This window comes from Dactylosporangium sp. NPDC006015, from assembly GCF_040614215.1.
Lineage (GTDB): Bacteria > Actinomycetota > Actinomycetes > Mycobacteriales > Micromonosporaceae > Dactylosporangium > Dactylosporangium maewongense.
Genome location: NZ_JBEXUD010000017.1, coordinates 114,045 through 129,635, shown reverse-complemented (window position 1 = coordinate 129,635; position 15,591 = coordinate 114,045). Strand labels below are relative to the sequence as shown.

Here is a 15,591-nt window from a genome sequence, read left to right as displayed (position 1 = left end):
GGCATGGAGCGTGAGGTGCGGGTCGCCACGGACGGCCGGGAGTTCGCGACGAGGGTCCGGGCCGGGGCACGGGCGACCGTCGAGGATCTCGCGCGGGCACTGGACTGCGCCGGCCGGCAGCTGTGGCTGGCCGGCCGGCCGCTGCCCGGCACCGCGCGGGTGGTGGACCTGACGGTGCCGATCGGCGCGCTGCTGCGCACCGACGCCGGACCAGGCGGTCCGGATCATGGCCGGGACGGGGTCGAGCTGGTCGCGGTCGGCGGGGCGGGCGGCGCGGCGCGGGCCGCGCTACCGGCAGGCAGCACGGTCAGTGTCGGCCGGGCACCCAGCAACGACCTGGTGATCGCCGACCCCGAGGTCAGCCGGGTCCACGCGACGGCGCGGCCCACCGCGACCGGGTTCGAGATCGCCGACGCGGGCTCCCGCAACGGCGTCGCGCACCGCGGGGTGCGGCTCGTCGGCGCTGCCGAGGTCGCGCCCGGCGAGGTGTTCTCCGCAGGCGAGACCGTCCTCACCGTCCGGCCCGTCGACCCGGCCGACGGGCCGGTCGGGCCGGTCGCGGAGGACGGGACGGTCCCGTACAACCGGCCGCCGCGCATCGGCACATCCGCGGCGGTGGCGCGGCTGAGCGTGCCGCGGCGGCCGGAGCGGCCGCGAGCGGTGCGCTTTCCGCTGCTGGTGATCCTGCTGCCGCTGGTCATCGCCGGGGTCATGTACAAGCTGCTCCCCGGCGCCGGCTACTTCCTGATCTTCCTGGCGCTGTCGCCGGTGCTGATGCTGGCGACGGTGCTGTCCGACCGGCGCAGCGGCCGCAACGAGCACCGCGCGGCGGTGAAGGAGTACGAACGGGCGCGGGCCGCCCTGGTCACCGATCTCGAGCGGCTCGCCGACGAACAGGGCCGGGCCGGCCGTGACGCCTGGCCCGACCCGGCCCGCCTGCTGGGGATCGCGAGCGGTCCCGGCCGGCGGCTGTACGAGCGCCGGCCGGCCGACCAGGACTTCCTGCACGTCCGACTCGGACTGGGCACCGCGCCGGCACGGGTCGACCTCGACGGCGAGTTCGACATCCCCGCCGTCGAACACCTGCCGTCCACCGTCGACCTGGCGGCGGCCGGTGTGCTCGGGCTGGCCGGTCCCAGGGAAGCGGTCCTCGCCACGACCCGCGCCGTACTGGCGCACCTCGCCACCCTGCACGCCCCGCACGACCTGGGCATCGTGGTGCTGACCGGCACGGACGAGGCACCGGAGTGGGAGTGGGCGAGCTGGCTGCCGCACACCGTCCCGCACACCGCCGACCTGGCATGCCAGCGGATGATCGCCACCGACGCGGAGCAGGCCCGGGCGCGGCTGACCGAGCTACGCCGGATCGTGGCGGCGCGCCGGGCCGAGCGGCAGGCGGCGCTGCGCGCGTCGGTGCCGGCCGGCCGCCGGATGATCGTGGTCGCGGACGGGGCCCGGCGGCTGCGTGGGCTGCCGGAGCTGGCCGAACTGCTCACCGACGGTCCGGATGCAGGGGTGTACGCGATCTGCGTGGACGTCGAGGAGACAGACCTGCCGGCTGAGTGCCGGGCCACTGCCGTGATCAGCTCCCCGTCGGGGACGCGGGCCCGGCTGCGGCACCCCGACGGGCGGGTCCTGGACAACATGCTGCTGGACCGGCTCAGTGCGGCCGACGCCGCCGCGCTGGCGCACGCCCTCGCTCCGTTGCGGGTCCTCGGCGGCCGCTCCGGCGACGACGGGGGACTGCCGGACACCGTGCGCCTGCTCGACCTCGCCGGGCTCGGGCACACACCCACCGCGGAGGCGGTCGCCCGCAGATGGGCCGCCAGTCCCGGCGGGCGGTCCGCGACCGTGCCGTTGGGGGTCGGCGCCGGCGGACCGTTCAGCATCGACCTGAGCCGAGACGGGCCGCACCTGCTCATCGCCGGCACCAGCGGCGCCGGCAAGTCCGAACTGCTGCAGACGCTCGTCGCGGGCCTGGCCCTGGTCAACCCGCCGGACGCGCTCGCCGTCGTGCTCGTGGACTACAAGGGCGGCAGCGCGTTCGCCGAATGCCGGAACCTGCCGCACTGCGCCGGCATGGTCACCGACCTCGACGGGCATCTGGTCGCGCGGGCGCTCGCCTCGCTCAGCGCCGAGCTGCGCCGCCGGGAGGCGCTGCTCGCCGAGGCCGAGGCCAAGGACATCGCCGAGTACTGGGCCACGACCGGCGGCCGGCTGCCCCGCCTGGTGATCGTGATCGACGAGTTCGCGTCGCTGGTCGAGGAGGTGCCGGAGTTCGTCACCGGCGTCGCCGGGATCGGCATGCGCGGGCGCAGCCTCGGCGTCCACGTCGTCCTCGCCACCCAACGACCGGCCGGTGTGGTCAGCGCCGAGCTGCGCGCCAACCTGAACCTCCGGATCTGCCTGCGGGTCACCAGCGCGAGCGAGAGCAGCGACGTCGTGGACGTCCCCGACGCCGTGCGACTGTCCCGGCACCTGCCGGGCCGGGCCTACCTGCGCGCCGGCCACGGTGACCTGGCGCTGCTGCAGGCGGCGCGGATCGGTGGTCCGCGCTCCGCCGTGGTGGACTCCGACGAGTCGGAGGTCCTCGTCCGGGCCCGGACGGTCGGCTCGCTCGGCCACCAGCCGCCGCCGCCCGCCGCGCTCGACGACGGGGCCGAGACCGACCTGGCGGTCCTCGTCGACGCGATCCGGGGCGCCGCGGAGCACGCGGGACTCGCCGCGCCGGCCAGCCCGTGGCTGCCGCCGCTGCCGCCGGTCGTGGTCGCCGCCGATCTCGCCGGGCCCGCGGTGGACGGCCTGGTCCGCGTCGCGGTCGGCCTCGCCGACCTGCCGTCGCAGCAGGCGCAGCGACCGTACGTGCTGGATCTCGCGTCGACCGGACCGGTCCTGGTCGCGGGCATGGCCCGCAGCGGCCGGTCCACGGCGCTGCGGACGATCGCGGCCGGGCTGGCGAGCGCCGCCGGGCCCGCCGACGTCCACCTGTACATCCTCGACCAGGGCAACCACGCCCTGGCCGGGCTCGCCGGGCTGCCGCACTGCGGCGCGTACGTGGACGGCGACGACACCGACCGCACGGCGCGTGTGCTGCGGCTCCTGGACGCCGAGATCGGCCGGCGTCAGCGGCTCCTCGCCGCCGGCGGGCACGCGTCGCTGGCCGAGCAGCGGGCCGGCTCCAGGGACCCGCTGCCGTACCTGGTGCTGATCATCGACCGGTACGAGACGTTCCACGCCCGGTTCGCCGAGCTCGACGGTGGCAGGCTCGTCGACGCCGTCGACGCGCTGCTGCGGCGGGGCCCCGCGGCCGGCGTGCTGACCGTCCTGTCCACGGATCGGTCCGGGTTCACCCACCGGCTCGCCGGTGCGGTCGCGACGCGCCTGGTGCTCGCCCACGCCGACCGTGACGACCTCGCCGCGTACGGGATCAACCCGCGGGAGGCGCCGGGCGAGATGCCGCCCGGCCGGGCGATCGCCTGCCCCGGCGGGCAGAGCGTGCAGGTCGCGCTGCTCGACCCGGAACCCGACGGCGCCGCGCAGGCCGCCGCGCTGGACCGGCTCTGCGCGGCGACCCGCCACCGCTGGGACGGCGTGCCCGCCGACGCGCTGCCCCAACGGGTCGACCCGCTCCCGTCGATGATCACGAGCACCGATGCAGAGGCGCTGCGCAGCGCGCCGCGGGCCGTCGGCGCGGTCACCGTCGGCGTCGGCGGTGACCAGCTCGGCCCGGTCGACGTCGACCTGGCGGAACTGGGCAACGCGTTCCTGATCTCCGGGCCGCCGCGCTCCGGCCGCAGCGGCGCGCTGCTGCAGGTCGCCCGGTCGCTGGTGGCGGGGCCGGCACCCGTGGTGGCCGTCTGCCCCCGCCGGTCGCCGCTGAGCGACCTCGACGGGCTCGCCGCGGCCCTCGTCGGCACCGAGGACGCCGCCGACCTCGCGCTCGTGCTGCAGGAGGTGGGTACGCCGGTAGCGGTGCTGGTCGACGACGCGGAGCTGCTCGCCGAGGGCCCGGCGGCGCTGACCCTGGAGACGCTGGTACGAACGGCCCGCGACGCCGGCAGCGTGATCGTCGCCGCCGGCACCACCGACGACCTGCAGCAGCACCGTTACCGGGGCTGGCTGGCGATGCTCCGGCGGGCGCGGACCGGTCTGCTGCTCAACCCACTGTCGCATGTGGACGGCGAACTGTTCGACATCCGGCTGCCGCGCTCGACCGCCGGCGGCTGGCCGGCCGGCCGCGGTCTGCTCGTCACCCGTGGACAGTACTCGGCGGTACAGGTTCCGGCGTCGTCGAGCACCGAACCCCGTGAGTCGGTGCGATGAGCGGGAGTCGCTATGGTGTGGACACCGCGGTGCTGTCGCACCGCCCATCCGCTGCGGACCACACCCCCACTGTGGAGATCATGACCGACGATCCGGCGGCTCAGCCGACGCTGCCACCGACGACGCCCTACACCCCGGCCGGGTCGCCGCTGGGCAGCGGATACCTCCGTGACAGCGTGATCGGCCAGGGCGCCAACGGCCGGGTCTGGCGCGGGATCCGCCGCGCGGACAGCCAGCCGGTGGCGATCAAGGTGCTCCGGGAGGAGTACGCGGCGGACCCCGAGGCGGTCGCCCGGTTCCTGCGGGAACGCAACGCGCTGCGGGCCGTCGTCCACCCGAACCTCGTCCGGGTGCTGGACCTCGTCGTCGAAGGCGACACCCTCGCGATCGTGATGGAGCTCGTCGACGGGCTCGACCTGCGCGGCGCGACGAAGCGCGGTTTCACGACCGACCGGGCGGTGACCGTGCTCGCCCAGGTCGCCGCGGCACTGGCCACGGTCCACGCCGCCGGCATCGTGCACCGCGACGTGAAGCCGGAGAACGTGCTGATCACCTGGCGCGGCGGCGAGCCGTGGGCCCGGCTCACCGACTTCGGCATCGCGAAGGTCGCCGGCGGCGAGGACCTGACCCAGCAGTCCATGGTCGTCGGCACCCCCGCGTACCTGGCGCCCGAGCTGGCGATGGGCCGGCCCGCGAGCCCGGCCGTCGACGTGTACGCCCTCGGCGTCACCGCGTACGAGCTGCTGGCCGGCCACCGGCCGTTCGCCGGCGACCACCCGATGGCGTTGCTGCGGGCGCACCTGGAGGAGGAAGCGGCCCGCCCCGACGGGCTCGCCGACCCGGTGTGGTCGGTGATCCAGGCCTGCCTGGCCAAGCGGCCCGCCGACCGGCCCGAGGCGGCCGCCCTCGCCGAGCGGTTCGCCGACCTGCAAGGGCACACCGGGACGTTGCCGCCGGACGCGCCGCCGCCGACCCCGGCCCGGCCAGCCGGCGTCGCCTTCCGGGACGCCGCGCCGGACACCGGCGCACCGCCTGTGGGGGAGCCCACGCCGACCGGCCCGCGGTCCCCGTCGGTCGTCCACGACGATCTGCAACCCACCGCCGGGGCGACCCTGCCGGTGCCGGACGCGCCCGCGCCCGAACCGGCCCGGCGGCGCCTGCTGGCGCCGATCCTCGGCCTGCTGACGCTGCTGGTCGCGGCGGCCGCCGTCGGCCTCTGGACCGGCCGGCCCGACAGCACCGGCACCCCCGCGACGGCCGGGACCAGCAGCGCCGCCGGTCCGAAGAGCCAGCTCTACCCGGTGCCGGTGACCGCCACGTCACCCCAGGCGGGCGTCGTCCGGCTGGACTTCCGCGACGCCTCCACCATCCCCGGCTTCGTCTCGTACGTGATCTTCCGGGACCGCGAGAAGATCGGCGACGCGCCCAAGGACCAGCCGTCGCCGTACCTGGTGCGCGGGCTCGACCCCCGGACCGAGTACTGCTACCAGATCTGGGCGCTCGTCATGACCGACGTGCCGCCGCCGCCCGGACCACCAGCCCCGTGCCTGGCCGCCACCGGCGGTAAGTGAAGGAGTGCCCCGATGTCCCAGGCAAGCGACCCGGCCGGCTACTTCGCCGAGCAGTACACCGCCGTCCATGGCAACGTCTCAGGCGCGCTCACCGGCAAACCCGACGCCATCCGTCTCGCGCTGACCTGCTTCTTCGCCGGCGGGCATCTCCTCGTCGAGGACGTGCCGGGCGTCGGCAAGACGACCCTCGCCAAGTCGATCGCCGCGTCGATCGACGCCGACTGGCACCGCATCCAGTTCACCCCCGACCTGCTGCCCTCAGACATCACCGGCAGCACCGTCTACGACCAGCACAGCGGCGAGTTCTCCTTCCGGCCCGGCCCGACCTTCGCCCATCTGGTCCTCGCCGACGAGATCAACCGCGCGTCGCCGAAGACGCAGTCGGCGCTGCTGGAGGTGATGGAGGAGCGGCAGGTCACCGTCGACGGGCGCAGCTACCCGGTGCCCGTGCCGTTCCTGGTCGTCGCCACCCAGAACCCGGTCGACCTCGAAGGCACCTACCGGCTCCCGGAGGCGCAGCTCGACCGGTTCCTGCTGCGGATCAGCATCGGCTACCCGGACGTCGACGACGAGCGGGACCTGCTGCTCGGCCGCTCCCGCACCGGGACCGCCGCGCGGCTCACCCCCGTCACCACCGTCGAGCAGATCCGCTGGATGCTCGAGTACGTCCAGCAGGTGCACGTCGCCGAGCAGATCGCCGACTACGTGGCCCGCATCGCCGCCGCGACCCGCGCCGACCCGCGGCTGCAGCTCGGCGTCAGTCCCCGCGGCAGCCTCGCGCTGCTGCGCGCCGCGCAGTCCTGGGCCGCGACCGACGGACGCGGCTACGTCGTCCCCGACGACGTCCGGGCCGTCGCGGTCGCCGCGCTCGCCCATCGGCTCCTGGTCCGCCCGCAGGCCGAGATCGAGGGCGTCCACCCCGCCGACATCCTCCGCGACGTCCTCGAAACGGTGCCGGTGCCGGTGCCGGAGGTGGCCGGACGCCGATGAGACCCACCAGCACGGGCCTGGTCGTCGGGCTCGGCGGCGGCGTGCTGGCCGCGGCGGGCCTGACCGCCGGCCTGCCGGCGCTCGTCGGGATCGGCGTCGCCGGGCTCACCCTGCTGCTCGGCGCGGTCGCCCTGGTACTCCTACCGGCCCGCCTCGACGTGACCCGTGCCGCCACCCGGACCCGACTGACCGTCGGCGACGCGGTACGCGCCGACGTCACGGTCGTCAACGCCGGCCGGCTGCCCACCGGCGTCTTCGAGGTCCTCGACTCCTTCGACGGCGAACCGCAGCGGATCACGGTCCCGCCGCTGGCACCCGGCGCGCGGTTCGCCGACTCGTACGAGATCAGCACCCGCCGCCGCGGCGTCATCGCGCTCGGACCGGTCCGGCTGGAACGCCGCGACCCGCTCGGGCTGGTCCGCCACGGCGAGCCGCTCGCCCCCGCACTGTGGATCTGGGTGCACCCGAAGATCCACCCGCTCAAGGCACTGCCGATCGGCGTCGCCGTCGACTTCGAGGGTGAGATGATCGACCGCGCGCAGCACGGCTCGACCGCGTTCGCGTCGCTGCGGGAGTACCGCGCCGGCGACGACTTCCGGCAGATCCACTGGAGGACCACGGCCCGCGTCGGTGACCTCGTCGTGCAGGACCGCGTCGACACCACCGAACCGTCCACCACGGTCCTGCTGGACACCCGCGCGGCGGTGCTGTCACCGGAGCGGTTCGAGGAGGCGGTTGCCTTCGCCGCGTCGGTGGTGTCGGCCGCCGGCCGCGGCGGCCACCCGGTCACGCTGCTGTGCAGCACGCCGACGGACCCGCCGCCGGTCACCGCGCTCGACCGGCTCGCCGCGGCCGTCCAGGACGGCGGCGACGAAACCGGACTGCTCGCGATGGTCCGCGGCACGCCCGGCGGCGGGACGATCGTCGTCGTCAGTGGTGAACCGGGCGGGCTCGTCCCGCTCCTGGGTGCGCAGCGGCGACGGTACGCCCGCATCGTGCTCGTGCAGATCGGCGACTCGACCGGGACGTCGCTGCGCTCCGGGGTCTCGATCATCTCCGCGCCGACCGCCGAGGTGGCCGCGCAGGCGTACACCCGGCTCGGCGGTGGACGGTGACCGAAACGGCGACCCGACCGGCCGTGACAGGCCCCGCCGCGAGGAAACCCGGCGCGGCGCTGCCGCGCGCCGGACTGGCCGGACTGCTCGCGTTCGCCCCGGTCGTCGCACTGGCGCCCGCATTCGGGCGGACCGGCGTCGAGGCGCTGACCGAACCGGCGTACGCGCTGCCGATGCTCGGCGCCGTCGCGCTCGCGCCGCTGGCGTGTCTGCTCGTGACGGCCGCGTCCGGCGAGGCCCGGCGCGTCCCGCCGGTCACCAGGCTGACGATCGCGCTCGCCGCGCTCGCCGGGTACGTGCTGCTGATCTTCGGGCTGTCCCCGGCGGAGTTCGCCGCCGGCCCGTTCCGGCTGCTGACCAGCATCCCGCCGCTGGACCCCGAGGGCGCCGAGCTCGCGGCCTGCACGCTGTTCGCCGGACTCGTCGCGATCGGCACGGTCGAACCGGCGCTGCGCCGCACCGCCGCCGGGTGGTCGCTGATCGCCCCGGTCCTGGGCACCGGCATCGCCGTCCTGCTCGCCGTCCCCGGCCGTCCGGCCACCTGGCTTGCGCCGGCGTTCGTCACCGTCACCGTCGGGCTGCTCGCGATGACCGCCCGCGAACGCCGACCGGTCTCGGCGGCCTCCGCCGGATTCCGGCTGCTGCCACCGGTCGCCCTGCTGGCCCTCGCCGCCATCGGTGCCGCCGGCGGGCTGCTCGCCACTCCGCTGCTGACCCTCGCCGGTGACCCGGAACCGGTCGACCTGCGGCTCCTCGCCGACCAGACCGTCCAGCCACGGGAGGGGACCAGCCCGCTCGCCCAGTACCCCGCCCTCAGGTCCGGCAAGCTGACGTTGCGGCTCACCGTCCGGTCGGCGCAGCCCTCGACGCGACTGCGGTTCGCGACGCTGGACCGGTTCGACGGGACGTACTGGACGAGCGCCGCCACGTACCGCCGTGCCGGGACCCGCCTGCCGGCCCCCAACCGGGACGGCGTCACCGTCGAGGACGAGGTGCACGTCGAGGACCCCGGCACGTTCGGCTGGCTCGTCGCGACCGGCCGACCGGTCCAGGTTTCCGAAACCGGACTCGGCGTCGACACGCAGACCGGTGACGTGGTCATGCCGGCCGGCCGCCCGGTTCCGCGGCAGTACACGGTCCGTAGCTTGGTGACCGAGCCCGACCCGGCCGCGCTCGCCGGTGACACACCCGCCGCGTACACCGGAGAACGGCCGCCCGCGACACTCGTCGGTCACGCGACCCGGCTGGCCGGCGCGAACGGTGGATACCCGGCGCTGCGCCAGCTCGCCGACCAGCTTGCGTTCGACGGCGGCTTCTCCGTGAGCTCGTCCAACCGGCCACCGACCGGCCACGGCCTGTTCCAGATCGACCGGCTGCTGACCAGCCACTCAGGCACCGCCGAACAGTACGCGTCGGCGTACGCGCTGATGGCCCGGGCCCTCGGCTACGACGCCCGGGTCGTCGTCGGCTTCCGCCCGTCGACACCCGGCAAGATCACCGAACGGGACGTCGACGCCTGGGCCGAGGTCCGTTTCGCCGGCGCCGGATGGGTCGGGTTCTACCCGACGCCGGGCTCGCGGCAGCGTGCGCCGGAGCCGCAGCCGGCCGAGCAGGACGAACCCGTCGAGCCCGCACCCACCACGACCCCGGCACCCCTGACCGCACCCTCCGGCGACTCCACAGTGGACTCCTCGGCAACCGGCGGACCAGCGGCCGGCAACGGTCCACAGTGGATCATTGCCGGACTGGCTGCCGGCGTCGCCGTCATGCTGCTCGCCGCCCGCCCCGTTTCGCGGGGCCTCGTCAGACGGCGCAGACGGACCGCGCCCGACCCGCGCCGGCGCATCTACGGCGCCTGGCTGGACGCCCTCGACCGGTACGCCGACGCCGGCCTCGCCTGGCCACCGTCCACGACATCCGGGCAGGTCGCCGCCGCGGCGGCGGAGCGCTTCCCCGCCGTCGGCGAGCCGACCCGCAGACTGGCCCGGCTCGCCGACGCCGCCGGGTACGCGGCCGCGCAACCGACCGCCGGCGACGCTGATCACGCGTGGACGCTCAACGGGGTGGTGCGCGGCGAACTGGCGAAGGCGACCCCCTGGTGGCGTCAGCTGCTACCGAGGCTCACCAAGGGCCGCGAGAGGCGTCAGTAGCTGAAGGTTTGAGTGTCATCTACTCATGCGTCCGGATCGGAGCACCTCGATTCTGTTCCTGTCGGTGACCGCTCGCCCGCGAGGTGTCGCGGGGCGGTCGAATCCGCCGCGCAGGAGGGACCATGCTCCGTCGACCCCTGTTCGTCCTGTTCACGATCGTCGTGGTGCTCGCGGCCGCGGCCCCCGTACACGCCCGGCCACCGGCCGACCCGCTCGCCGCATCCGCCGTGACCGGCTGTGGCACACGGCAGACGCCGTCGGTGGTCAGCGCCAGCACGTACGAGGATGTCAACCCACCCGCTCAGGCCGTCGACGGGAATCTGGACACCCGCTGGTCCGGCTACGGCTTCGGCGCCTACCTCCAGCTCGAACTGCCCGCCCGGGCCACCCTGTGCGCGGTGCAGGTGGCGTGGTTCCGCGGTGACGAGCGCTGGAACGACTACACCGTCTACACGTCCGCGGACGGCACGACGTACCGCAACGTCAACGCGGGCCGCAGCACCGGCACCACGCGGGCGATGGAGACCTACGCGTTCACCCCGCACGAGGCGCGATTCGTCCGGATCGCCTTCTGGCAGAACGCCGAGCAGAACCTGTGGGCCAGCATCAGCGAGGCCGCAGTCCTCGGTGTCGACGCCACGGGCGGCACGCAGACCGTCGTGGCGGTCGGTGACATCTCGCAGACGTGCGTGACCGCCGACTGCCCGACCGCCCGTACGGCGGCGCTGACCGGGCAGATCAACCCGGCGCGCATCCTCGGGCTGGGCGACCAGCAGAACGGCAACGACACCTACGAGGACTTCCTGCGGTACTTCGACAAGACGTGGGGGCCGTTGAAGGGACGGTTCCACCCCACGCCCGGCAACCACGAATACGAGGTGACCGGCGCCGACGGCTACTTCCGCTACTTCGGCCCGGCGGCGAAGCCCCAGGGAGCCAGCTGGTACAGCTTCGACCTCGGCAACTGGCACATCGTGTCGCTCAACTCGGAGTACGACCGCAACGAGGGCGGTGCCCAGCTGGCCTGGCTGCGGGCCGACCTGGCCGCGACCACCAAGCCCTGCATCGCCGCCTACTGGCACCGGCCGAAGTTCAGCTCCGGCAGCGGCCACGGCAACTTCCCCAACGTGAAGCCGTTCTGGGACGCGCTGTACGCCGCCGGCGCCGACCTGGTCCTCAACGGCCACGACCACGACTACGAGCGGTTCGCGCCGCAGCGCCCCGACGGCGTCGCGTCCCCGGCCGGCATCCGCGAGTTCGTCGTCGGCACCGGCGGCGCGGGCCTGCGCCCGTTCGGCACCACCGTCGCCAACAGCGAGCGGCGCATCGCCGGCACCCACGGCGTCCTGCGCCTCGACCTCGGCACGAACGACTACACGTGGCGGTTCGTCGACATCGACGGCGCCACGCGCGATCAGGGTGGCCCGGTCGCCTGCCACTGAGCCGCCCGACACCTTCGACAGCGAACACCCACAGAGGAGGTACCCCCGATGACATCACGATGGCGGCCGCTGCGGGCGCTGCTGGCGTGCGGTCTGGCCGCGGCCGGACTGGCGCTGGTGTCGCCCGCGGCCCCGGCCCAGGCCGACCCGGCCGGCGTCTTCGAGACGCTCAACTTCGAGGATCCGGCCGACCGCACTGTGCCCCCGCCCGGCTGGATCAAGCAGGCCGCCCGCACCGATTCGATCCAGATCGTCAGCGACGTGAAGCGTGACGGCGGATACGCCGCCAAGTTCGACCTCAAGAAGGACGACGCGATCGTCTCCAACGGCAAGCGCTCCGAGCTGACCCAGCCCGACAGCCAGCCGGCCAACGTCGAGCGGTGGTACGGGTTCAGCATCTACCTGCCCACCTCGTGGGTGTACGACCGGTCGCCGGAGATCGTCAGCCAGTGGCACCAGTGCGACGCGGGGTGCACGGGCGGCTCCCCGCCGCTGGCGCTGATGACCGAGAAGGGCCGGTGGATGCTCGACATGCCGCTGCGCTCGCAGAAAGTGGACCTCGACGCCTACAGCACGGGCACCTGGACCGACTGGGTGTTCCACGTCGTCTGGCGCACCGACGGAGGCGGACTGCTGGAGGTGTGGCGCAACGGCGTGTACAAGTTTGGCTTCCAGGGCCGCACGCACGCCGACTCGCAGGGCTCGCCGTACTTCAAGTTCGGCATCTACAAGTGGGACTGGAAACCCGGCAGCACGAACCCGTCGGACACCACGCAGCGGACCATGTACTACGACGCGCTGCGCATCGGCGACCAGCGCGCCACGTTCCCCGACGTCGACCCGGCCCGCTCCGGCGGCGGCCCCTGCAACCGCGCGCAGCCGGTGGCGGGGGTGTCGGCCAGCACCTATGAGGCCATCAACCCGCCGCAGAACGCGGTCGACGGCAACCTGACGACGCGCTGGTCGGGTTCCGGTTTCGGGGCGTTCCTGACGGTCGATCTGGGTGCTCAGCGGAGCATCTGTGGTGCCGGGGTGGCGTGGCATCGTGGTGACGTGCGGTGGAACGACTACACGATCTACACGTCGGTCGACAACGTGACCTACGTGAAGGCGTGGGAGGGCCGCAGCAGCGGCAAGACGTTGCAGCCCGAGGTCACCACGTTCCCGGCCCGGCAGGCCCGCTACGTGAAGTACGCGTGGTGGAACAACGCCGAGGGCAACGGCTGGGCCAGCATCACCGAGGCGACCGCGCTCAGTCAGTGACGCGGCGGGCCGGCGGCGGGCCTCACCCGCCGCCGGCGGCCAGCGGGGCGAGCGCGAGCCGCTCGGCGAGGTGCCGGCGACTGCCGATCGCCAGCTTCGTGTAGGACAGCTGCAGCAGGTTGCCCACGGTACGCACCGAGATGCCGAGCCGCTGCGCGATCTCGCCGTTGCGCAGCCCCGCGGCGGCGAGCTCGCACACCTCCCGCTCCCGGGCGGTCAGCCGGGCGGAGGCGGTGGGGGACGGCAACCACGGCGGCGCGTGGCCGGCGCAGCGCTCGGCCGCCCGCTGCCGCGCCCGATTCGCCGCCGGCGCGGCCGGGCCGTGGGCGGCCGCGGCGGCGGCCTCGAGGGCGAAGCCGTGATACCCGAGCGCGTCGAACCGGTCCGCCACCCGCAGCAGCGGCGCCGCCCGGCCGCGCAGCAACGCCTCGGCGTGCTCGGCGAACAGGTCGAACAGCGGACTGTCGCAGCGGGCAGCGGCGTCCCGCAGCCGCCGGACGGCCGCCGCGGACCGGGCGGGTGCCAGCCGGACGTGCAGGTACGCGCACTCGACGCCGGTCGTGAGCCGGCCCGCGGCGAGGTACCGCTCGGCCAGCCGGTCGGCGCGGTCGGCGGCGTGGGCATGCCGGCCGCCGTAGGCGAGGACGAGCACCCGGTCCAGCTCGACCCGGTCGCACAGCGTGCTGCCCGGGGCCACCCGGTCGTCGATCGCGGCGAGGATCCGCCCGGCCCGGTCCGCCTCGCCGAGCGCGGCCAGGCACACCGCGTACTGCCCGGCGATGAACACCCGTACCGGGAACGGCGTCCGCTCGTCCGCCAGCGCGTACGCCTCGCGCAGCGCCGGCAGTGCCCGCGCCGGCCGGCCAGACCACCACTCGGCGACGCCGACGGCGTGCGCGGCTACCGTGGCCTCCTCGACGCAGGACCGCCGCAGCGCCCCCGCGTAGTGCCGCCGGGCCAGCGCGAGCCCCTCGCGGAGCCGGCCGGTCAGGACCAGCGCATACGCCTGGCAGGCCCGGGTCGACATGCGTACCGCCGTCCAGACCGCCGGCGCCGGTTCCGGGTCGCGCTCGACACACACCTGTCCCGGTCGCCCGCGGAAGGTCAACAGGTAGGTCCCCAGCGCCTCGGCGACGTCCCGGATCAGCGGCCCGCCGCCCCGCGCGTCGACCGGCGCCCCGGCCCCGCCGGTGAAGAGCGCGACGGCCTGTGCGGCGATCGTGAGCTCCACCGAGCCGTCGGGACGTGGCACATGCTGCCGGGCCCGCTCGACCTCGGCCGCCGCCTCGTCGGTGCGCGACAGTCCCCAGAAGAGGTTCAGCACGCGGGTGGCCGCGGCGCGCGGATCGTCGGGCCGGTCGAGGCACAGCTGGCACAGGATCCGCTCGGCCTCACCGGCCCGGCCCAGCGCCACCAGCGCCTCGGCGTGCAGCAGGGCGCCGTCGCGGCCGGGCACGTGCCGAGCCAGCCGGGCAGCGAGCGCCGGACGCCCGGTGCCGAGCGCGTCCCCGGCCGCGGCCAGCAGTGTGGCCGGCGGGACGGGCTCGGCCGCCTCCAGCCGCCACCACACCTGCAGCGGTCCTCTCGGCCGATCGCCGTCCGCCGGGTCGGCGGCCCGCACCAGGTCGCGGAAGAGCCGGCGACGGCGCAGCGACCCGACGGACGGCAGGACGCCCTCCACCTGCAGCGGGTGCGCCGGGCGCAGTACCGTGCCCGCGGCGCCGGTCGTCCGCACGACCCGCCCGGCGCTGACGAGAGCGTCGAGGGCGGGACCGGCGACCACCGCGCGCAGGACCGCCTCGGGCAGCGGCCCCGCCACCGCCAGGTACTCCAGCACCTCAGAGCCGCCGTCCGGCAACGGCTCCGCGTCCACCGCCGTCAGGTCGAGCCAGCGACGGGGATCGCCGACCGCACCGCGCCAGGACCACACGTCCCGGACGGCGACGAGCCGGCCGCAGGTGAGCCCGACACCGACCAGCCGGCGCAGCACGAGCGGGTTGCCCCGCGCCGCCCGCCACAGGCCGCGGACCGTCATCCCGTCGACCGGGCCGCCCAGCGCGCCGGTGAGCAGGGCCGCCGAGGCCCGCAGCGGCAGCGGCCGCAGCGGCAGCTCCACGACCGGTCGCCGCTGCCACCAGGGCGGGCTGGCACCGGCGTCGGGGCGCGCCGTGAGCAGCAGGCCCGCGCCGGTCCGCTCCGCCAGTTCGTGCACGAGCGCGGCGTCCGCCGGGGTCAGGCGGTCCGCGTCGTCGACGCCGAGCACCGTCGGGCGCCCCCCGGCGAGCGCACGCAGCGCCCGCGCCGCGGCGGCGACCGACGGTGCCTCGGCCAGGGAGGAGCCGGCGCCCGCGTCCGTGAGCAGTGCCGCAACGGCCGGCGGGGCGACCGGGGAGGCGGTGGCGGCGGTACGGGCGACAAGCGCGCCGCCCGTACCGCAACGGTCGAGGACCACCCGGGCCAGCCGCGACTTGCCCAGCCCCGCCTCGCCGGTGACCACCACGGCGGAGGACCGCCGCAGCAGTTCGACGGCGCGCCGGGCGATGTCCGCGCGGCCGACGAGCGGCCAGCGCTCCACGGCCGCGGACACCCCGGGCCCCGTGGTCATCGGAGTCTCCCAGGCAGTGCGGCACGGCGATTGAGTACGGATCGCTCATGACCGGCACCCGCCGCCGGGACGACGGTGAAGGCACGGTGCGCAGGTGTCGCGTCGTGTAGCCCACCGGAACGGAGGCCGTAC

General features: G+C 75.2%; 8 protein-coding genes. 7 read left to right on the top strand and 1 reads right to left on the bottom strand.

Annotation, left to right across the window (positions count from 1 at the left end; translation table 11 throughout):
- The first annotated feature begins 3 nt into the window (after positions 1-3).
- From ABZ321_RS28790 to ABZ321_RS28760, 7 genes are all read left to right on the top strand, one after another.
- Positions 4-4,323: an FtsK/SpoIIIE domain-containing protein gene (locus ABZ321_RS28790; protein ID WP_354896856.1), complete on the top strand. Its 4,320-nt coding sequence runs from the start codon at positions 4-6 to the stop codon at positions 4,321-4,323.
- Positions 4,324-4,403: 80 nt separating this feature from the next.
- Positions 4,404-5,894 (top strand): protein kinase, encoded by a 1,491-nt coding sequence (locus tag ABZ321_RS28785; protein ID WP_354896853.1) that lies wholly within the window; start codon positions 4,404-4,406, stop codon positions 5,892-5,894.
- A 12-nt stretch (positions 5,895-5,906) separates the two neighbouring features.
- The gene (locus tag ABZ321_RS28780; RefSeq protein ID WP_354896851.1) at positions 5,907-6,884 is read left to right on the top strand and encodes a MoxR family ATPase; all 978 of its coding nucleotides are present in this window, start codon (positions 5,907-5,909) and stop codon (positions 6,882-6,884) included.
- Entirely contained in the window at positions 6,881-7,999 is a 1,119-nt protein-coding gene (locus tag ABZ321_RS28775; protein ID WP_354896848.1) for a DUF58 domain-containing protein, read from the top strand. The genes ABZ321_RS28780 and ABZ321_RS28775 overlap by 4 nt, the downstream gene beginning before the upstream one ends.
- Positions 8,000-8,022: 23 nt before the next feature.
- Positions 8,023-10,149, top strand: a complete 2,127-nt coding sequence (locus tag ABZ321_RS28770) for a transglutaminaseTgpA domain-containing protein (RefSeq protein WP_354896845.1) — start codon at positions 8,023-8,025, stop codon at positions 10,147-10,149.
- 122 nt (positions 10,150-10,271) lie between these two features.
- The gene (locus tag ABZ321_RS28765) at positions 10,272-11,591 is read left to right on the top strand and encodes a discoidin domain-containing protein (RefSeq protein WP_354896842.1); all 1,320 of its coding nucleotides are present in this window, start codon (positions 10,272-10,274) and stop codon (positions 11,589-11,591) included.
- Positions 11,592-11,639: 48 nt separating this feature from the next.
- Positions 11,640-12,854, top strand: a complete 1,215-nt coding sequence (locus ABZ321_RS28760; RefSeq protein WP_354896840.1) for a heparin lyase I family protein — start codon at positions 11,640-11,642, stop codon at positions 12,852-12,854.
- 22 nt (positions 12,855-12,876) lie between these two features.
- Here the strand turns inward: ABZ321_RS28760 and ABZ321_RS28755 are convergent, their stop codons facing one another.
- Positions 12,877-15,459, bottom strand: a complete 2,583-nt coding sequence (locus tag ABZ321_RS28755) for a LuxR C-terminal-related transcriptional regulator (RefSeq protein WP_354896837.1) — start codon at positions 15,457-15,459, stop codon at positions 12,877-12,879.
- Between the last annotated feature and the right edge of the window lie 132 nt (positions 15,460-15,591).